This is a genomic window from Variovorax sp. RO1 (genome assembly GCF_002849325.1).
GTDB lineage: Bacteria > Pseudomonadota > Gammaproteobacteria > Burkholderiales > Burkholderiaceae_C > Variovorax.
On the sequence record NZ_PKMT01000003.1, the window covers coordinates 1 to 19,455 of the forward strand.

Annotated in this window: 21 protein-coding genes; 5 read left to right on the forward strand and 16 right to left on the reverse strand. The window is 65.1% G+C overall.

Annotated features, from left to right (window positions below; translation table 11 throughout):
- From CY658_RS16860 to CY658_RS16900, 9 genes are all read right to left on the reverse strand, one after another.
- The coding region (locus CY658_RS16860; protein WP_257884905.1) for a GTP-binding protein at positions 1-320 on the reverse strand (320 nt) is incomplete at its 3' end.
- Between the two features lie 197 nt (positions 321-517).
- Positions 518-2,620 carry an elongation factor G gene (gene fusA, locus CY658_RS16865; RefSeq protein WP_101491327.1) on the reverse strand — a complete coding sequence of 701 codons (2,103 nt, stop codon included), beginning with the start codon at positions 2,618-2,620 and terminating at the stop codon, positions 518-520.
- A 96-nt stretch (positions 2,621-2,716) separates the two neighbouring features.
- Entirely contained in the window at positions 2,717-3,190 is a 474-nt protein-coding gene (rpsG, locus tag CY658_RS16870; protein WP_101491328.1) for a 30S ribosomal protein S7, read from the reverse strand.
- Between the two features lie 150 nt (positions 3,191-3,340).
- On the reverse strand, positions 3,341-3,718 hold the full coding sequence (gene rpsL, locus CY658_RS16875; RefSeq protein WP_013543948.1) for a 30S ribosomal protein S12: 378 nt from the start codon (positions 3,716-3,718) through the stop codon (positions 3,341-3,343).
- A 203-nt stretch (positions 3,719-3,921) separates the two neighbouring features.
- Complete coding sequence (locus CY658_RS16880) at positions 3,922-5,091, reverse strand: D-alanyl-D-alanine carboxypeptidase family protein (RefSeq protein WP_101491329.1); 1,170 nt, start codon at positions 5,089-5,091, stop codon at positions 3,922-3,924.
- 40 nt (positions 5,092-5,131) lie between these two features.
- Positions 5,132-5,764 carry an alpha/beta hydrolase gene (locus tag CY658_RS16885; RefSeq protein ID WP_101491891.1) on the reverse strand — a complete coding sequence of 211 codons (633 nt, stop codon included), beginning with the start codon at positions 5,762-5,764 and terminating at the stop codon, positions 5,132-5,134.
- Between the two features lie 70 nt (positions 5,765-5,834).
- Positions 5,835-6,188: a (2Fe-2S) ferredoxin domain-containing protein gene (locus CY658_RS16890; protein ID WP_095950244.1), complete on the reverse strand. Its 354-nt coding sequence runs from the start codon at positions 6,186-6,188 to the stop codon at positions 5,835-5,837.
- A gap of 21 nt (positions 6,189-6,209) precedes the next feature.
- The gene (locus CY658_RS16895; protein WP_101491330.1) at positions 6,210-7,322 is read right to left on the reverse strand and encodes a VanZ family protein; all 1,113 of its coding nucleotides are present in this window, start codon (positions 7,320-7,322) and stop codon (positions 6,210-6,212) included.
- A 19-nt stretch (positions 7,323-7,341) separates the two neighbouring features.
- Positions 7,342-7,770 (reverse strand): CopD family protein, encoded by a 429-nt coding sequence (locus tag CY658_RS16900; RefSeq protein ID WP_101491331.1) that lies wholly within the window; start codon positions 7,768-7,770, stop codon positions 7,342-7,344.
- A 363-nt stretch (positions 7,771-8,133) separates the two neighbouring features.
- Here CY658_RS16900 and hemB point away from each other — a divergent pair, with 363 nt between their 5' ends.
- Both hemB and CY658_RS16910 read left to right on the forward strand, forming a co-directional pair.
- On the forward strand, positions 8,134-9,120 hold the full coding sequence (gene hemB, locus CY658_RS16905) for a porphobilinogen synthase (RefSeq protein ID WP_101491332.1): 987 nt from the start codon (positions 8,134-8,136) through the stop codon (positions 9,118-9,120).
- Between the two features lie 75 nt (positions 9,121-9,195).
- Complete coding sequence (locus tag CY658_RS16910; protein ID WP_101491333.1) at positions 9,196-10,341, forward strand: magnesium transporter CorA family protein; 1,146 nt, start codon at positions 9,196-9,198, stop codon at positions 10,339-10,341.
- 103 nt (positions 10,342-10,444) lie between these two features.
- On the opposite strand, the gene CY658_RS16915 is transcribed toward CY658_RS16910, so the two are convergent.
- Positions 10,445-10,813 (reverse strand): DUF4148 domain-containing protein, encoded by a 369-nt coding sequence (locus CY658_RS16915; protein ID WP_101491334.1) that lies wholly within the window; start codon positions 10,811-10,813, stop codon positions 10,445-10,447.
- A gap of 287 nt (positions 10,814-11,100) precedes the next feature.
- Between CY658_RS16915 and CY658_RS16920 the strand changes: the two genes are divergently transcribed.
- On the forward strand, positions 11,101-11,991 hold the full coding sequence (locus tag CY658_RS16920; RefSeq protein ID WP_101491335.1) for a LysR family transcriptional regulator: 891 nt from the start codon (positions 11,101-11,103) through the stop codon (positions 11,989-11,991).
- A gap of 55 nt (positions 11,992-12,046) precedes the next feature.
- Here the strand turns inward: CY658_RS16920 and CY658_RS16925 are convergent, their stop codons facing one another.
- Together CY658_RS16925 and CY658_RS16930 are read right to left on the reverse strand one after the other, a co-directional pair.
- Positions 12,047-12,730, reverse strand: a complete 684-nt coding sequence (locus CY658_RS16925) for a dienelactone hydrolase family protein (protein ID WP_101491336.1) — start codon at positions 12,728-12,730, stop codon at positions 12,047-12,049.
- Between the two features lie 59 nt (positions 12,731-12,789).
- Positions 12,790-13,389: a 2-hydroxychromene-2-carboxylate isomerase gene (locus tag CY658_RS16930; RefSeq protein ID WP_099793545.1), complete on the reverse strand. Its 600-nt coding sequence runs from the start codon at positions 13,387-13,389 to the stop codon at positions 12,790-12,792.
- Between the two features lie 144 nt (positions 13,390-13,533).
- Here CY658_RS16930 and CY658_RS16935 point away from each other — a divergent pair, with 144 nt between their 5' ends.
- Entirely contained in the window at positions 13,534-14,280 is a 747-nt protein-coding gene (locus CY658_RS16935; protein ID WP_101491337.1) for an SDR family oxidoreductase, read from the forward strand.
- Positions 14,281-14,283: 3 nt separating this feature from the next.
- On the forward strand, positions 14,284-14,937 hold the full coding sequence (locus tag CY658_RS16940; RefSeq protein WP_099793548.1) for a MarC family protein: 654 nt from the start codon (positions 14,284-14,286) through the stop codon (positions 14,935-14,937).
- A 10-nt stretch (positions 14,938-14,947) separates the two neighbouring features.
- Here CY658_RS16940 and CY658_RS16945 read toward each other — a convergent pair whose 3' ends face one another.
- The 4 genes from CY658_RS16945 to CY658_RS16960 form a co-directional block, all read right to left on the reverse strand.
- Positions 14,948-15,409, reverse strand: coding sequence for an EVE domain-containing protein (locus tag CY658_RS16945; protein ID WP_101491338.1), 462 nt, complete (start codon positions 15,407-15,409; stop codon positions 14,948-14,950).
- 67 nt (positions 15,410-15,476) lie between these two features.
- Positions 15,477-16,640: an ABC transporter substrate-binding protein gene (locus CY658_RS16950; protein ID WP_099793552.1), complete on the reverse strand. Its 1,164-nt coding sequence runs from the start codon at positions 16,638-16,640 to the stop codon at positions 15,477-15,479.
- Positions 16,641-16,672: 32 nt separating this feature from the next.
- Positions 16,673-18,529, reverse strand: coding sequence for an AMP-dependent synthetase/ligase (locus CY658_RS16955; RefSeq protein WP_101491339.1), 1,857 nt, complete (start codon positions 18,527-18,529; stop codon positions 16,673-16,675).
- A 5-nt stretch (positions 18,530-18,534) separates the two neighbouring features.
- Positions 18,535-19,308: an ABC transporter ATP-binding protein gene (locus tag CY658_RS16960; RefSeq protein ID WP_101491340.1), complete on the reverse strand. Its 774-nt coding sequence runs from the start codon at positions 19,306-19,308 to the stop codon at positions 18,535-18,537.
- Positions 19,309-19,455 lie beyond the last annotated feature (147 nt).

Sequence of the window (19,455 nt, forward strand, 5' to 3'; positions counted from 1 at the left end):
GAGCACACCAGGATGGCGCCGTCCATTTGAGCGGCGCCCGTGATCATGTTCTTCACATAGTCGGCGTGACCGGGGCAGTCGACGTGTGCGTAGTGGCGGTTGGCCGTTTCGTACTCGACGTGCGCGGTGTTGATCGTGATGCCGCGGGCCTTTTCTTCGGGCGCTGCGTCGATCTGGTCGTAAGCCTTGGCTTCGCCGCCGAACTTGGCCGACAGAACGGTTGCGATCGCAGCCGTCAGCGTCGTCTTGCCGTGGTCAACGTGACCGATCGTGCCCACGTTCACGTGCGGCTTGGTGCGGGTGAATTTACCTTTTGCCATTTTTCAATCCTTGAAAGAGCATGTCCCGTGTGTTGGTTTTATGTCTGCATCCGATTGCTGGTTCGCCCCGCACGGGAACAGGGCGGCACCGGATCGCAGACAAGAAGGGCCGCGCACTGCGCGGTCCCACATTCTTTTTAATCAGTTGGGGACAGAGCAAATTTGCTTCGCAAATCTTGGCCTGTCCCGCAATGACATTATTTGGAACGCGCAGCCACGATGGCTTCGGCAACGTTACGCGGAGCTTCAGCGTAGTGCTTGAACTCCATCGTGTACGTGGCGCGGCCTTGCGTGGCCGAGCGCAGCGTGGTCGAGTAGCCGAACATTTCCGACAGCGGGACTTCAGCCTTGATGAGCTTGCCGCCACCGATCATGTCGTCCATGCCTTGCACCATGCCGCGACGCGAGGACAGGTCGCCCATCACGTTGCCGGCGTAGTCTTCAGGCGTTTCGACTTCCACGGCCATCATCGGCTCGAGGATCACCGGGCTGGCCTTGCGAGCACCTTCCTTGAAGCCGAAGATGGCGGCCATCTTGAACGCCATTTCGTTCGAGTCCACGTCGTGGTACGAACCGAAGTGCAGCGTGACCTTGACGTCGACGACGGGGTAGCCCGCCAGCACGCCTTGGGTCAGTGCTTCCACAACGCCCTTTTCCACTGCGGGGATGTATTCGCGAGGAACCACACCGCCCTTGATGGCGTCGACGAACTCGAAGCCCTTGCCGGCTTCCTGCGGCTCGATCTTCAGGATGACGTGACCGTACTGGCCCTTACCACCCGACTGGCGAACGAACTTGCCTTCGGCGTCTTCGACGGTCTTGCGGATCGTTTCGCGGTAAGCCACTTGCGGCTTGCCCACGTTGGCTTCCACGCCGAATTCGCGCTTCATGCGGTCCACGATGATTTCGAGGTGCAGTTCGCCCATGCCCGAAATGATGGTCTGGCCGGATTCTTCGTCGCTGCGCACGCGGAACGACGGATCTTCCGACGCCAGGCGCTGAAGGGCGATGCCCATCTTTTCCTGGTCAGCCTTGGTCTTGGGCTCGACGGCCTGCGAGATCACGGGCTCGGGGAATTCCATGCGCTCCAGCGTGATCATGGCGTTCGGGTCGCACAGGGTTTCGCCCGTGGTGACGTCCTTCAGGCCCACGCAAGCGGCGATGTCGCCGGCACGGATTTCTTCGATTTCGAGACGTTCGTTGGCGTGCATCTGCACGATACGGCCGATGCGCTCTTTCCTGCCCTTGATCGGGTTGTAGACGGTGTCGCCCTTGCTCAGAACGCCCGAGTACACGCGCACGAAAGTCAGCTGGCCGACGTACGGGTCGGTCATGAGCTTGAATGCCAGCGCCGAGAACTTCTCGCCGTCGTCGGCCTTGCGGGTGACGTCCTTCTCGTCGTCGTCCAAGCCATGCACCGGCGGAATGTCCAGCGGCGAAGGCATCAGTTCGATCACGGCGTCGAGCATGCGTTGCACGCCCTTGTTCTTGAACGCGCTGCCGCACAGCATCGGCTGGATTTCGCCGGCGATCGTGCGCGTGCGCAGACCGTGGGTGATTTCCTCGAGCGTCAGGTCACCTTCTTCAAGGTACTTGTTCATCAGCTCTTCCGACGCTTCGGCCGCGCTTTCAACCATCTTCTCGCGCCATTCCTTGGCCAGCTCGAGCAGGTCGGCGGGGATCTCGCGCGTTTCGAACTTCATGCCTTGCGAGGCTTCGTCCCAGAAGATTGCCTTCATCAGACGCAGGTCGACCACGCCCTGGAACTTGTCTTCGGCACCGATCGGAATCACGATCGGCACGGGGTTGGCCTTCAGGCGGTCGACCATCATCTGGCGAACGCGGAAGAAGTTGGCGCCGACGCGGTCCATCTTGTTGACGAACGCCAGACGCGGCACCTTGTACTTGTTGGCTTGGCGCCAAACGGTTTCCGATTGGGGCTGCACGCCGCCGACCGAGTCGTACACCATGACGGCGCCGTCCAGCACGCGCATCGAGCGCTCGACTTCAATGGTGAAGTCCACGTGGCCGGGGGTGTCGATGATGTTGATGCGGTGCTCGGGCAGCGAGTGGTCCATGCCCTTCCAGAAGCAGGTCACGGCAGCCGAGGTGATCGTGATGCCACGCTCTTGTTCCTGCTCCATCCAGTCGGTCGTTGCCGCGCCATCGTGCACTTCGCCGAGCTTGTGGGTCACGCCCGTGTAGAACAGGATACGTTCGGTGGTGGTGGTCTTGCCGGCGTCGATGTGCGCGGAGATACCGATGTTGCGGTAGCGCTCGATGGGGGTCTTGCGGGACATGGTGTACTTTCGGGTTTAAATGCGTTGAGCGCTGGGCGTCGAGCACGGGCGATTCGCCCGGCACTCAACCCCCAACGCTCAAGAGACGTGTGATTTTTAGAAGCGGAAGTGGCTGAAGGCGCGGTTGGCTTCTGCCATGCGGTGCACTTCGTCACGCTTCTTCATGGCACCGCCACGGCCTTCCGTGGCTTCCATCAGTTCGTTGGCCAGACGCAGGGCCATCGACTTCTCACCGCGCTTGCGGGCAGCTTCCTTGATCCAGCGCATCGACAGGGCGAGGCGACGGACAGGACGGACTTCGACCGGCACCTGGTAGTTCGCACCACCGACGCGGCGCGACTTCACTTCGACCATCGGCTTCACGTTGTTGATGGCAACGGTGAAAGCTTCGAGCGGGTCCTTGTCCGGGTTCTTCTTTTCGATGAATTCGAGTGCACCGTAAATGATGCGCTCGGCAACAGCCTTCTTGCCGCCTTCCATGATCACGTTCATGAACTTCGACAGCTCGACATTGCCGTACTTGGGATCCGGCAGGATTTCACGTTTGGGGACTTCGCGACGACGTGGCATTTTTCTAACCTCTTTGCTTCAGTTGGCATCGTTTCCGATACCGCGAGAGTCAGTCAGGACTCTCACTTACTCGACCCGACATTGGGTCACTTCGTTCGACAAGCCAGCCAAGGCCATCGAACACCGCTTGTTTTTTGACGACAGGAAGGCTTAAGCCTTCTTGGGACGCTTCGCGCCGTACTTGGAACGCGACTGCTTGCGGTCTTTCACGCCTTGCAAGTCGAGCGAACCGCGCACGATGTGGTAACGCACACCGGGCAAGTCCTTGACACGACCGCCGCGAACCAGCACGACGCTGTGTTCCTGCAGGTTGTGGCCTTCGCCGCCGATGTAGGAGATGACTTCGAAGCCATTGGTCAGACGGACCTTGGCAACTTTACGAAGCGCCGAGTTGGGCTTCTTGGGCGTCGTGGTGTAGACGCGGGTGCAGACACCGCGACGTTGCGGCGAGTTCTGCATGGCAGGGCTCTTCGAATTGATCTTTTCGACCGTTCGACCCTGACGCACCAGTTGATTGATGGTTGGCATGAATGAATTAGTCCCAAAACAACCCGGCCCTGGTTGCGAAACCGCCCCTGGTCGTGACTCAGGGAAGCCGGGAATAACGAAAACGTGAAACCCTTCGGAAAATTCCGAAAAGCCCACGAGTATAGCAGGCAGGTCTGAAATGGCAATGTCAGGCGCCTGGAGCGCCCGCCACCACCTGTTTCAAGGCCTCTTTTTCCCGCCTCTTACTTGATCCAGAGACGCACAGCGTCCCAGGCGCGGCCGAAGACGCCGGCCTGCTCGACCGGCTCCAGGGCCACCAGCGGCACGTCGGCCAGGGGCTGGTCGTCCAGCGTGACCTTGAGCGAGCCGACGGCCTGGTACTTGGTGAACGGCGCGACCAGCGGGTCGGGGCGCGACACCTGCGTCTTGATCTTGCTGGCGGAACCGGCCGGCACCGCGACCACGATGGCTTCGGGGCGGCCCAGCTTCAGCACGTTGGCCTTGCCCTTCCAGACGGCGGGCGTGGCGGCGGGCTGGCCGGCTTCGAACAGGCGCACGGCGTCGTAGGCCGTGTAACCCCAGTTCAGCAGCTTCTGCGACTCGTTGGCGCGCACGGCCTCGCTGCTGGCGCCCAGCACGATCGAGAGCAGGCGGCGGCCGCCGGTCAGGTTGGGGAAGTCGCGCTTGGCGGTGGCAATCATGCAGTAGCCCGCAGCGTCGGTGTGGCCGGTCTTCAAGCCGTCGACGGTCGGGTCGCGGAACAGCAGCAGGTTGCGGTTGGTGTCGTTGGTCGACGGCGTGCCCGGGTAGCGGTACTTCTTGATGGCGTAGTACTTGGCTTCTTCAGGGAAGTCGCGCACCAGGCGCGTGGCCAGGATGCTCAGGTCGCGCGCCGTGGTGGTGTGGCCGGGCGCCGTGAGGCCTTCGGGGTTCTTGTAGGTGGTGCTCTTCATGCCCAGCACCTTGGCCTGGGCGTTCATCATCTCGACGAAGTGCTCCACCGTGCCGCCCACGCCTTCGGCCAGCGCCACCGTGGCGTCGTTGCCCGACTGCACGATCACGCCCTTGATGAGGTCTTCCACCGGCACCTGCATCTTGGGGTCGATGAACATGCGCGAGCCGGGCATCTTCCAGGCACGCGGGCTCACCGGCAGGGTCTGGGTCAGCGTGATCTTCTTGGCGCGCAGCGCATCGAACGCGACGTACGCGGTCATCAACTTGGTGAGCGAAGCCGGCTCGATGGGGCTGTCGATGTCCTTCTGCGCCAGGATCTGGTTCGCGGTCACGTCGAGCAGCAGGTAGCTGCGCGCGGCGATTTCAGGTGGGGCCGGCATCTGGGCGGCGGCGATCACGCCAACCGAGGCAGCGGCGGTCAGCACCAGTGCGCGAAGCGCAGTGAAAAAACGATTCATGGGGAAGATAAGAAGAGACGAGGACAAGCCTGCAAGGCTTTCATTCGGTGCCCGCGCGCAGATGGCGGGCGACCAGGCTTTTGAGCAGCGGCAATTGTCCGTGAAAGAAATGGCCGCCCCCGGGAATTACCGTGACAGGGAGTGACTGGGGGCGCGCCCAGTCCATCACGGCGGCGAGAGGCACGGTGTCGTCGGCTTCGCCATGGACCACCAGCGCGCGCTCGTGCGCGTCGGCCGGCAGCGTGGCCACCGAGAAGCGCGAGGCGGCCGTGCCCACCAGCACCAGTTGCCGCACGTCGCGTGCGGCCCAGAGCTTCTCGGCCGCGCAGCTGGCCACGAAGGCGCCGAAGGAAAAGCCGGCGATGGCCAGCTGGCCCTCGGGCGCGAGCTGGCCGACGACATGCAGCATGTCCTCGAGCTCGCCGCGCCCTTCATCGTGAGCACCTTCGCTGGCGCCGACGCCGCGGAAGTTGAAGCGCACGGCCGTCCATCCGCAGGACACGAAGGCGCGAGCCAGGGTCTGCACGACCTTGTTGTCCATCGTGCCGCCGAACAGCGGGTGCGGATGGGCGATCACCGCGATGCCGCGCGCTTCGCCGGAGGGCAAATCGCGCTGCACCTCGATCACGCCCGCGGCGCCCTGGAGGCTGATTTTTTCGGTCTGGGAGTTCATGGCGCTGGGGTTGGCTGGGCCGGCGATGCCGGCAACGTGCACGGTACGAGCACGGGGTCCGCAGGAAAGTTCAGCGGCCGACGTCGGGCGGCAACACCAGCCGCTCGACGACCTGGCCGTTCTTCAGATGGGACTCGACGATCTCGTCGATGTCTTCCGCGTCCACGAAGGTGTACCAGACGGCCTCCGGATAGACCACGGCCACGGGCCCGCCCGCGCAGCGGTCGAGGCAGCCGGCCTTGTTGACGCGCACCTTGCCGGGCCCGGCGAGCCCCTGCTCCTTCACCTTGGCCTTGCAGCGGTCGAAGCCTTCCTGCGCGTTGTGCAGGGCGCAGGAGTCTTCGCCGTTCTTGCGTTCGTTCAGGCAGAAGAAGATGTGGCGGCCGTAGTAGCCGGACGGTGCGGCGGGAGTGGTGCTGGGCATCGATCGATTTTATGAGCGTGCTCAGGGCGGCGCTGGCCGGCGGCGCCGCGAGAGCGCAGCCAGCACGTAGACCAGCACCGCGAACGGCCAGCCCCAGCCCAGCCACTGGGCCAGGCCATGGAAGCGGATGAAGCGGCCCTGCTCCCAGGTGGCGAGGGTCTGCGCGAAGTACGCGCTCTCGGGCGCCTGGTTCAGCAGGCTCAGCTGGAGCACGAGCCCCATGAGCAGCAGCGCCCCGCACAAGCGACGCGGCGCAAACAGCAGCAGCACGCCCGCGAACACCGCCGCGGCCAGCCCGACCTGCACCGGCAGATCGAGCCACGCCCAGGCGTGCTCGGGGCCGTAGCTCATGGCCGCCGACAAGGCTGAGGCCGCAACGCCTGCGAGCAGGATCAGCGGCAGCAGCACCGCGCGCTGCACCACGTTGCGCGCCACCAGGTAGCCCAGCAGGCACGGCACGAGCGCCCCGAGCATCACGCACAGCAGCTCCACGGCCGGCACCAGCGGCTCCAGCTCGAACTGGCGCACGGGCAGCCAGTCGATGAAGGGCGTGTCGAGCAGCCACTCGGAAATCGTCGTCTCCAGCCGCTCGAAGACCTGTCCGAGACCGAAGGTGACGGCCGCAGGGAACAGCAGGGCAAAGGGCCAGAGCGCGAGCAGCACAAGCCCGCCGCGCGCGTCCTCGACGAACCACTGCGAGCGCGCGCGGCCCCAGTGAGCGACCGCGCCCAGCCGCTCCAGCGCCGCTGCCAGCACGGCGCCGAGCACCGTCCCGGCGGTGTTCAGCCCCAGGTCGACATTGGAAGGAATGCGCGCCGGCAGGTAGCTTTGCAGCGTCTCCATGGCAAAGGCGATCGCCGCGCCCGCCACCGTGGCGCGCAACAACGCACGCCACACACTGTGACTGCTGCCCGTGCGCAGCACGCTCAGCGCGCACAGGAAACCGAAGGGCACGTAGCCCGCCACGTTCACCCCGAAGTCGAAGCCCGTCCAATACTTGGGCCAGGGCGCCGAGAGGTAGGCCCAGGGCGCGATCCCCTGGTCACGCCAGTCGGCGAAGGGATACAGGCTGGCATAGACGATCAGCGCCGCATAGGCCAGCGCCAGGGGGAGCGCGGCAGACTTGTGCGGCATGTCTACCGTCGACACGGCATCAGAAGGGCTTCACCACCACCAGGATCACGATGCCCAGCAGCAGCAGCACGGGCAGTTCGTTGAACCAGCGGTACCAGCGGTCGCTGCGGCGGTTGCCGCCGGCCGCGAAGCGGCGCAGCAGCACGCCGCAGCCGTGGTGATAGCCGATGGCCACCAGCACCAGCGCCAATTTGGCGTGCATCCAGCCGTTGCCCGGGCCGCGACCGATGCCGTAGCCCAGCCAGAGCCAGACACCGAACACCAGCGCCGGCACCGCCAGGAAGGTCGTGAATCGCAGCAGCTTGCGCGCCATCAGCAGCAGGCGTTCGCGCTCCGCGACCGACTCGGGCGGCACCATCGCCAGGTTGACGAAGATCCGCGGCAGATAGAACAGTCCGGCAAACCAGCTGGCAATGAAAACAATGTGAAGAGATTTGACCCAGAGCATGGGGGCAGTTTAGTGGTGGCTGCACACTGACCCCTTTTGGGGCCCTTTGCCAAGGTTTCGGGCAAAAAAAAGCCCGACGTCTTCACGTCGGGCTGGGAAGCCCTTTTGCTGTCACACATCAAGGCACCCGCTCAGGGAGGAAAAGCGGGGAGCGGCAAGCCGCCCGCTTCAGAATTTAACAAAGACGAAACAAGGTTTCAAGCGATTGAGGCAGTTTCTTTGACTTTTACAACAAAAATCTAGAACTTAAGTTCTATTAATTTCCGTAGTTGTCAGACAACTTGCTTCTAACCCTCCTGAGGCGCCGTCTGAGGCTTCAGGCACAATTTTAGATATATGACGTCATCATTTTCCCCGCTCGCCATGTTCCCCGCCAGCCGGCCGCGCCGACTGCGCCGCGACGCCTTCACCCGCAACCTGGTGCGCGAGCATGCGCTGACGACGAACGACCTGATCTACCCGGTGTTCGTGCAGGAAGGCGAGAAGCGCCGCGACGCCGTGGCCTCGATGCCCGGCGTGGAGCGCCTGAGCCTCGATCTGCTGCTGCCCGTGGCCGAGCAGTGCGTGCAGGCCGGCATTCCGGTGATGGCGCTATTCCCGGTGATCGACGCCAGCCTCAAGACGCCCGCCGGCGACGAGGCCTTCAACCCCGACGGGCTGATTCCCCGCGTGGTGGCTGCGCTCAAGGCGCGCTTCCCCGAGCTGGGCATCATGACCGACGTGGCGCTCGACCCCTACACCAGCCACGGCCAGGACGGCCTGCTCGACGACACCGGCTACATCCTCAACGACGCCACCGTTGAAGTGCTGGTGAAGCAGGCACTCACACAATCGCAAGCCGGCGTCGATATTGTGGCCCCCAGCGACATGATGGACGGCCGCATCGGCGCGATCCGCACCGCGCTCGAAGCCCGCGGCGACGTGCACACGCGCATCATGGCCTACAGCGCCAAGTACGCCAGCGCCTTCTACGGCCCCTTCCGCGACGCCGTCGGCTCCTCCGCCACGCTCGGCAAGAGCAACAAGAAGGTCTACCAGATGGACCCGGGCAACAGCGACGAGGCCCTGCGCGAGGTCGCCATCGACATCGCCGAAGGCGCCGACATGGTCATGGTGAAGCCCGGCATGCCCTACCTGGACATCGTGCGCCGCGTGAAGGACGAATTCCACGTGCCCACTTTCGCTTACCAGGTGAGTGGCGAGTACGCCATGCTGAAGGCGGCCGCCCAGAACGGCTGGCTCGACCACGACGCCGTGGTGCTCGAAAGCCTGCTGGCCTTCAAGCGCGCGGGCGCCGATGGCGTGCTGACCTACTTCGCGCTTGACGCCGCCCGACTGCTACAAAAATAATAGCTGCCGCGGCATGTCCGTCGCGCTTCCACTGCATTTTCGGCATGGAAGAAGAATCACCAGGGGCGAGTGTCCATGCGCATCTTCGAAATCAGCCGCTCGCAGGTCAGCGAGCACGCCTCGCTGGCGCCGCTGGCCGTGCCGGGCGCCTGCAGCGCCGCCAGCTACCTCTGGATTTCGCTGACGCGCGACGAATTCCGCGCCGCCCAGCCCGAGGTGCAGCAGATCCTGCAGACGCTGTGCCAGACCCAGCTCGTCGACCTGCACGTGGCCGACCTGCTCAACGACCAGCTGCCCTCGCACTACGACTACACCTCGAAGTACGACGTGCTGGTGTTCCGCCGCCTGGCCACGGGCAACGGCGCTGAAACCAACAACACCAGCGAGCCTTCGGTGCCGCAACGCCCGTCGCGCGGCGGCCCACCGGTGCTGCGCCGCATCGACACCCGCCCGGTCGGCTTCGCGGTGTTCGACCGCGTGCTGCTCTCGGTCCACCCCGAAGACGGCACCGTGCGCGACGCCTTCGCCGCCCGGCTGCTGGCGGCCGCCTCGTCCGATGACCGCGGCACGCCCGCGCTCGACGTGCGCGCCACCTCGGCCCGCCTGCCCACCAGCCCGGCCGACCTGATGCTGCGCATCGTCAACCTGATCGTCGACGGCTACCTCGACATGCGGCGCGAGCTCACGAAGCAGCTCGACCACTGGCAGACCGAGCTCATCGACCCGCGCAGCCGCTTCACCAACTGGAGCGCCCTGATGGAGGCGCGCCAGTCGCTGCACCGCCTGGACGAGATCTGCGAAGACCAGCGCGCCGCCATGCAGGACTGGATCGATTCGCTCGAAACCCTGCCCACGCCGCAGGGAGAAGGGGCGCAGCGCGAGCGCGAACTGATCATGGTGCGCAGCCGCGACGTGCTGGAACACATCCAGCGCGTGGTGCACCACGTGCACCGGCTCGAGCAGAACGCCGAGACCGCCGTGCAGATGCACTTCAGCGTCCAGGGCCACCGGGCCAACGACATCATGCGGGTGCTGACCGCGCTCACCGCCATCTTCCTGCCGCTGAATCTGATCGCGGGCATCTTCGGCATGAACTTCGAGTTCATCCCGCTGGTGCACAAGGCCGACGGCTTCTGGATCGCGATGTCGGCCATGCTGGTCATCGCGGTGGTGCTGGTGGTGGTGTTCTGGCGCAAGCGCTACCTCGCGCGCACGCGATGAGCGCCCTCCCCGCTTCCGGGCGCCCATGAAAAAAGCCACGCGATTGCGTGGCTTTTTTGTGTCAGCCCGGGCCGCCCCGGAAGGCGGCTGGCTTCATGGCCAATTACTTGGCGACGGCGCCCGAACCTTGCTGGGCTTGAACGCGTGCGTCCATCGGGTTCACCATGGTCGAGACGACCTTGCTGTTGACGCGCGAGCCCGAGGTCACGTTCTGGTCCGGAGCGTAGGCGGTGCGGATGGCTTCGGCTTCGACGATCGAACGGTCCTTCGACACGGCCACGGTTTCCGCGCCGCGCGAACCGCGCACGACGTTCTGGTTCGGGGCTGCGGCGGTGCGCTGGGCTTCGGCGTTGACTTCGTCGCGGCTCTTGGACGAGATCACTTGGGTCACGCCTTGGTACGTCTCGGCTTGGACGCCGGTGGCGGCCAGGAGGGTCAGGGCGGCGGCTGCGAAAATGTGCGAGGTCTTCATGTCTGTTCCTTGTGTTCGGCTAGATGGGATGTCCACCAGGCTTGCACGTTGGCTCGCCTGTGCGGCGAGTGTCAGCCGGAATTCCTTCGGGAAAACACTCGGTTCAGAGACACGGTGTTTCCTGTAGCGAAACAATCAGTCAACAAAGTTGTGCACGCAAAAAGCCGGGTATTCACCGCTTGACTGCTTCCGGCGTACACCAAGAGCGCGCGCCGGACCTGTTCGGCAAAACCCCCTGAAAATCGGCGCACCGCGCTCCCTCGCGAAAAACAACGGGTTTCACTGACATGGACAGTCTCGATCTGATCAAAACCTTCCGGGAAGTTGCCTCGCACGGCAGCTTCTCCCAGGCCGCCAAGCGGCTCGACATGTCGAAGGCCACGGTCAGCAAATACGTCGCCGAACTCGAAACCCGTTTCGGCGTGCGCCTGCTCAACCGCTCCACGCGTTCCGTGAGCCTCACCGACGCCGGCCAGCTGCTGCTCGAACGCAGCACGCCGATGCTCGAAATGATCGAGCTCACCCAGGCCGAACTGCAGGAGCGCGCCAGCCAGCCGGGCGGCCGGCTGCGCATCTCGGCGCCGCACGGCATGGGCAACGGCGAGTTTCCCGACCTGTTGGCCGACTTCATGCGCCACTACCCCGACGTGAGCATCAGCCTGCAGCTGACCAACCGCACCGTCGACCTCGCCGAAGAAGGCATCGACGTCGACATCCGCAGCGGCCCGGTCGAAGACGCCAACCTCATCGTGCGCAAGCTGCGGCTCATTCCCATGGTGGTCTGCGCCTCGCCGGTCTACTGGAAGAAGCACGGCAAGCCCGCGCACCCCCAAGACCTGGCCAACCACGACGCGCTGACCCATTCGTTGCTGGGCACGCAGCCCGTGTGGCGCTTCGATGACAACGGCCAGCCGCTGGACGTGCAGGTCAAGAGCCGCATGGACTGCACCGAAGGCGCGCCGCTGATCCGCGTCGCGATGCGCGGCTTCGGCGTGATCTACCTGCCCTCGCTGCTCGTGCAGTCGCACATCGACAGCGGCGAGTTGGTGCCGGTGCTCGAAGGCTATGCGCGCAAGGACATGTGGCTGTCGGCCGCCTACCTGCAACGGCGCCACAACAGCGCGGCACTGCGCGCGCTGCTCGACTTCCTGCAGACCCGCGTCGGCGCCAAGAAATAGAAGCAATGAAAAAGCCCGGCACTGCCGGGCTTTTTCTTGGAGCGTGGCGGTCGGATCAGCCGACGTGCTTGGCAAAGAACGCCAGCACGCGTTCACGCGCCGGCTTCGCCGCTTCGGCGTTGTACGAGCCGCGCTGGTCGCAGTTGAAACCGTGGTCGGCCTCGTAGACATGCACTTCCACCTCGGGGTGCGCCTTCTTGAAGGCCTCGATGGTGTCCAGCGGAATCCAGTGGTCACGGTTGCCGAACTGCGCGAGCACCGGCACCTTCGGCTGGCGCGCGCTTTCTTCGGGCGTCGTCATGCCGCCGCCGTAGTACGGCGCGGCGGCAGCCAGGCCCGGCAGCAGGGCCGCGGCGCGCCAGACCAGCAGGCCGCCCCAGCAGTAGCCGACGATGCCGACCTTGCCCGCCTTCGAGGCGTAGGCAATCGCGGCTTCGAGGTCCTGCAGCACGCCGGGCGCGGGCAACGCCTCGACGGCCGTCTTGTAGCCGAAGCCAGTCTTCATGTCGTCGTCGCTGTAGCCCAGTTCGACGTCGGGCTTCACGCGGTGGAAGGTCGACGGCGCCACGGCCAGGTAGCCGTCGGCCGCATAACCGTCGGCCACCGAGCGGATGTGCGAGTTCACGCCGAAGATTTCCGGCACCACCACCACGGCACCGCGCGGCGTGCCCACGGGCTCGGCCACGTAGGCGGGAAAAGTGAAGCCATCCTTGGCGGTGAGATCGATGAATTGGCCCATGGGGTCCTCCTGAAAACGATGGAATGAAAAAAACGGGTGGGCTTGCGCGTGCCGTTACGTTACGCGCGCAATGCGCGTTCGACGAAATCGAGCCGGTCCTGGCCCCAGAAGATCTCGCCGTCGATCACGTAGCTCGGCGCGCCGAACACCTGGATGTCGATCGCTTCCTGCGTGTAAGCCTCGTAACGCTCCTGCACCGCCTGGCTCTGCGATTGCTCGGCGCGCTTGGCCGGCAGGCCGCATTCCGCGACCAGGGCTTCGAGCAGGTTCGGGTCGCCGATGTTCCGCTCCTGCACCCACACGGCCGCGAACACCGCCGCGCTGATGCGCATCGCGGCCTCGGTGCCGTCGTGCATGTCGACCGCGATGATCAGCCGCGCCGCATCGTCGCCGGCCACCGGGAAGAACTTCGGCTTCGGGTTCAGCGGCAGGCCCAGGTGCTGGGAAAAGCGCGCCAGCTCGAGCAGCCGGTAGGCCTGGCGCTGCGGCGCGCGCTTGCCCAGCGGCAGCCCGCCCGACACGGGGAACACGCTGCCCATGTCGATGGGCCGCACGCGCACCGTGGCGCCGGCAGCGGCCGCGATGGCGGCAAAGCGGGTATGCCCCAGATAGGTCCACGGGCTCTGTGGCGCAAAGTAATAGTCGATCGTCTTGTGCATTCAATAACCTCCGTGCTTCGCACTGCGGTGCGAGCTTGCTTGGGGCGGCCCGGCCCGGCGCTCACGCTCATGCGCTGGCCCTCGATGATGTAATCCAAGCGAACGGTTTTAACTGACACACAGTTTCTCTGCAGGAGGTGGGATTTGGACCAGGTGCTCTTGATCACCGGCGGTGGGCGCGGCATTGGCGCCGCCACGGCCTTGCTCGCCGCGAAGCGCGGCTACGCCGTGGCCGTGAACTACGCCAGCAACTCGCTGGCCGCCGACGAGGTGGTGCGCACCATCCGCGCGGCCGGCGGCACCGCCATGGCGGTGCAGGCCGACGTGGGCGACGAGGCCCAGGTGCTCGCGATGTTCGCGAAGATCGACGCCAAGCTCGGCCGCCTCACCGCACTCGTCAACAACGCCGGCGTGGTCGACGTGCAGGCGCGCGTCGACGAGATGAGCGTGGCGCGGCTGGAGCGCATGTTCCGCGTCAACGTGATCGGCAGTTTTGTCTGCGCGCGCGAAGCGGTGAAGCGCATGAGCACGAAGTACGGCGGCGCGGGCGGCGCCATCGTCAACATCTCCAGCGGCGCCGCGCGCATCGGCTCGCCCGGGCAGTACGTCGACTACGCGGCCAGCAAAGCCGCCATCGACACCTTCACCATCGGCCTGGCCAAGGAAGTGGCCGACGAAGGCATCCGCGTGAACGCGGTGCGCCCCGGCGTGATCGACACCGAGATCCACGCCTCCGGAGGCCAGCCTGGCCGCGCCGCCGAGATGGGCCCCGGCGTGCCGATGAAGCGCAGCGGCACCGCCGAAGAAATTGCCGGTGCCGTCCTGTGGCTGCTCTCGCCCGAGGCCAGCTACACCACCATGGCCCTGCTCGACGTGACCGGTGGAAGGTAAGCCATGAGCACATCCATGGACCTCATCAAGCCGCTGGTCACGCTGGTGGCCATCGTCAACCCGCTGGCCATCGTGCCCTTCTTCATCCACTACACGCAGGACTACTCCGACGCCCAGCGCAAGCGCACGGTGCGCATGTCGGCCTTCAGCGCGTTCGTGGTCATTGCCGTGAGCGCGCTCATCGGGCTGCAGCTGCTGTCCTTCTTCGGCATCTCGATCGCGAGCTTCCAGGTCGGTGGCGGCCTGCTGCTGCTCATGAGCTCGATCTCGATGCTCAACGCGCAACCGGCCGAGAGCAAGACCAACGTCGATGAGTTGCGCGCCACCGAAGTGAAGGCATCGATGGGCGCCTCCATCGCGGTGGTGCCACTCACCATTCCGCTGCTCACCGGTCCGGCCGCGATCTCCACCGTGGTGATCTACGCCGACAAGACGCAGCACCTGTGGGAGCTGGGGCTGCTGGTCGGCTATGGCGTGGTGGTGGCGCTGGCGACCGCGCTGGCGTTTTCGCTCGCGCAGCCGATCGCGCGGGTGCTCGGCAAGACCGGCATCAACATCATGACCCGGCTGATGGGCCTGATCCTCGCGGCGCTCGCGGTCGAGGTGATGGCCGACGGGCTCGGCAAGCTGTTCCCGATCCTGTCGAAAGTCGCCTGAGCAGCTTCGTTCAGGCCAGCATCTTCTCGATGACCTTCCAGTGCGCCGGCTCCACCGGCGTGATCGACAGCCGGTTGCCCTTGCGCAGCACGACCAGATCGGCCAGCTCGGGCTTGGCGCGCAGCTCGGGCAGCGACAGCAGCCGCGTCTTGCGCAGCGCCTGCACGTCGACCAGCAGCCAGCGCGGATCTTCCTTCTTGGCGCCCGCGTCGTAGTACGGCGACTTGGGGTCGAACTGCGTCGGATCGGGCTGGATGCCCGAGGCCACGCGCGCGATGCCGGCAATGCCGGGCTCGGGACAGCTCGAGTGATAGAACAGCACGCCGTCACCGACCTTCATGCCGTCGCGCATGAAGTTGCGTGCCTGGTAGTTGCGCACGCCGGTCCACGCCACGGTGGCACCGGGCGCGGCGAGGGCATCGTCGATCGAGACCTCGTCGGGCTCGGATTTCATCAACCAGTACTGGGGCATGGCGGCAGTCTCGCGAAGGGGATTTCGCGGAATATAGCCGCTCGCCCCATTCCGGGGCGCTCCTCGTTTACGGTGTCACGTAGTCGGAGACGACGACCCACTTGCCGTCCTTGATCTGCGACAGCCGCGACTGGTCGTTGCCCAGGCGCTTGGTGGCGGTGTAGGTGCTCTTCGGGCTGCCGAACATGTCGGGCTCGAAGGTGATGCCGTCCATCGCCTTGATGAAGCTGTCGGTCGTCAGGTTCGGGCCGGCCTTGGTGGCGGCCTTGATGAAAGAGTCGATGATCACGTAGCCGTACACCGAGAACACGGTCGGGTCTTCGTTGAACTTGGTCTTGTACTTGTTGGCCCAGAAGCGCAGCGGCTGCGACTGCTCGTCGGTGTAGGGGTTCTGCACGGTCATGGTGGCGTACACGCCGTCCATGGCCTTGCCGCCGAGCTTGTGGATCAGGTCGGTGTAGGCCGCGCTCGAACCCAGGAAGGTCGGGTTGAAGCCGGTCTTGCGCGACTCGCCCACGGTGCCGATGGTCTCGCGGATGATGGTGCCGAGCACCACGAGGTCGCAGTTGGCGGCCTTCATCTTCGCGACCTGCGAGCTGAAGTCGGTGGCACCGCGCTTGAACGAGGTCTTCTCGGCCAGCTCCATGCCCGAGGCCTTCAGGCCGGCTTCGGCGCCGCGCTGCACCTCGAGGCCGAACTCGTCGTCCTGGTAGATCGTGCAGACCTTCTTGGCGCCCTTGTCCTTGATCATCTTGGGCAGCGCCAGGCGGATCTGGTCGTAGTAGGTGGCCGCGAACGAGTACTTCAGCCGGTTCAACGGCTCGTACATTTCGCGCGCCGCGGTGATGGGCATGTAGTTGACGACGTTCTTGTCGAACTGCACCGGCATCGCCGCCATGTTCTGCGCCGTGCCGATGTGGCCGGCCATGATGAAGATCTTTTCCTGGTTGACCAGCTTCTGCGCCGCCAGCACGGCCTTCTTCGGGTCGTAGCCCGAGTCTTCGACGAAGAGCTTGAGCTTGCGGCCGTTGAGCGTGCCCTGCTCGTTGAGCTCGTCCACGCGCAGCTGCATGCCGTTGCGCGCCTGCTTGCCGAAACCCGCCAGCGGACCCGACAGATCCTGGATGGTGCCGATGCGGATCTCGTCCTTCGTCACGCCCTGCTGCGCCGACGCGAGCGTCGCGATCAGGCCCAGCACGGCCAGCGTCGTCAATGTCTTGAGCTTCGTCATAGCGTTGTCTCCTCGGGTTGGCAAAAAAGAGGTCAGCGGTACATGGCGTCGATGCGCGCCGCGTATTTGGTCTGCACCAGCTTGCGCTTGAGCTTCATCGTCGGCGTGAGTTCCTCGTCCTCGGCGCTCAGTTGCGTCTCGAGCAGGAAGAACTTCTTGATCTGCTCGACGCGCGCGAACTTGGCGTTGACGCGATCGATCTCGCCCTGGATCAGGTCCTGCACTTCCTGCGTGCGCGTCAGGCTCTCGTAGTTGCTGAACGGCACGTCGTGGTCCTGCGCAAACTTTTCGACGTTCTCCTGGTCGATCATGACGATCACCGTGAGGTAGGGCCTCTTGTCGCCGATCACCACGGCATCGGTGATGTAGAGGCTGAACTTGAGCTCGTTCTCCAGCTCGCTCGGGGTCACGTTCTTGCCGCCTGCCGTGATGATGATGTCTTTCATCCGGTCGGTGATGCGGAAATACCCGTCCTCGTCCATCACGCCCACGTCGCCCGTGTGCAGCCAGCCGTCGGCGTCGATGGTTTCGGCGGTCTTCTCCGGCAGATTCAAATAGCCCATGAAGACGTTGGGGCCGCGCACCAAAATTTCGCTGGTGGCCGGATCGATGCGCACTTCGTTGTAGCCGGTGGCCGGGCCGATGGAGCCGGGCTTGATGCGGCTGGCCGGCACCGCCGTCGAGGCCCCGCAAGACTCCGTCATGCCCCACACCTCGAGCATCGGCACGCCCAGCGCCAAGTACCACTTGACCAGCTCGGGCGAGATCGGCGCCGCGCCCGTCACCAGAAAGCGCGCACGGTGAATGCCGATGAGCTTGCGCGCGTTGTCGAGCGCCAGCAGCCGCGCCAGCCTGAACTTCAGCTTGAGCCCCGCGCCGACGGATTCGCCCGCCAGCACCTTCGCCGCGATGGTTTCGCCCACGCCGATGCTCCACTTGTAGGCCGCCTGCTGCAGCGGGCTGGCTTCCTTCAGCGCGATCATCACGCCCGAATAGAACTTCTCCCACACGCGCGGCACGGCCGTGAACACGGTGGGCGCAATCTCGCGCACGTTCTCCGGCACGGTCTCGGGGTTCTCGACGAAATTGAGAATCGAGCCGGTGTACATCGCGAAGTACTCGCCGCCCATGCGCTCGGCGATGTGGCACAGCGGCAGGAAGCACATGCGCTCGTCTTTCTCGTCCTGCGCAATGAGCGTGTTGTAGCCGCGCGCGGTGTACACCAGCCCGGCGTGGCTGTGCATGGCGCCCTTGGGCTTGCCGGTGGTGCCCGAGGTGTAGACGAGGATGGCCAGGTCTTCGGGGCGGCAGCCGGCCACGCGGTGCTCCACGGCCTTCGGGTCGGCTGCAAGGTGCGTGCGGCCGAGCGCGCGCAGCGCATCGAGGCTCATCACATCAGGGTCGTCGAGGTCGCGCAGGCCCTCCATGTCGAACACGATCACGCGGCGCAGGCCCGGCAGGCCGGCGCGCACTTCGAGCGCCTTGTCGAGCTGCTCGTCGTCTTCCACGAACAGCAGCGTGGTGCGCGAGTCTTCGCACAGGTAGTGCACCTGCGAGGCCGCGTCGGTCGGGTAGATGCCGTTCGACACGCCGCCGCAGCTGAGCACGGCCAGGTCGGCCAGCACCCATTCGATGACGGTGTTGGAAAGAATGGACGCGCACTCGCCCGGCGCAAAGCCGATGGCCATGAGGCCGGCCGCAATCTCACGCACGGCCTCGGCGGTCTGCCGCCAGCTCCAGGTGCGCCAGATGCCGAGCTCTTTCTGCCGCATCCAGATGGTGTCGCCGCGCTGGTCGACGGCGTTCCAGAACATGGCGGGAATGGTGTCGCCCGGCACGACGACGTCGAGCCGGGGTGCAAAGGTGTTGAGGTCCCAGAGTCCTTGCATGGCGGCTATCTCCAGGTCTTCTTCTTTTTCCAGCGCCGCTCGCCGCGCACGCCGTCGTCTTTCACGCCGAGGTAGAACTCCTTGATGTCTTCCTTTTCGCGCAGGCGCTCGCAGGAGTCCTCCATCACGATGCGGCCGTTCTCGAGCACGTAGCCGTGGTCGGCGGCATTGAGGGCCATGTTGGCGTTCTGCTCGACCAGGAGAATGGTGGTGCCGCGCTCGCGGTTGATGCGCACCACGATCTCGAAGATTTCCTTCGTGAGCTTGGGGCTCAGGCCGAGGCTGGGTTCATCGAGCAGGATGAGGTGCGGCGCCGCCATGATGGCGCGCGAGATGGCCAGCATCTGCTGCTGCCCGCCCGAGAGCAGGCCGGCGTCCTGCGTGGCACGCTCACGCAGGATCGGAAAGTAGGTGAAGACGGTCTCGATGTCCCGCGCCACGCCGTCGCGGTCCTTGCGCGTGTAGGCGCCCATCAGCAGGTTGTCCCTCACCGAGAGCAGCGGGAACACCTCGCGCCCTTCGGGCACATGGCTCAGGCCCTGCTGCACGATGAAGGCCGGGTCTTTCGCCGTGATGTCCTGGCCCTGGAACTCGATGCTGCCCTTGCGCGGATCGATGATCCCGGAGATGGTCTTGAGGATCGTCGTCTTGCCCGCGCCGTTGGAGCCGAGCACCGTCGCGATCTCGCCCTTGCGCACCTTCAGGCTCACGCCACGGATGGCCTTGATCGGACCGTAGGCGCTTTCCACGTTGAGCAGTTGAAGCACGACGTCGCTCATGCGCGCACTCCCGAGTTCAAGGCAGAACGCGCAGAGCCATCACGCCACAGCCAAGCCCGGTGCGCGGTGCGGCGTGGGCGCCCCCTCTGTGCCGCCGAGGAGCGCAGCGTTTCGCGGATCAGGGCTCGCAGCTGTTTGAGCGAAGCG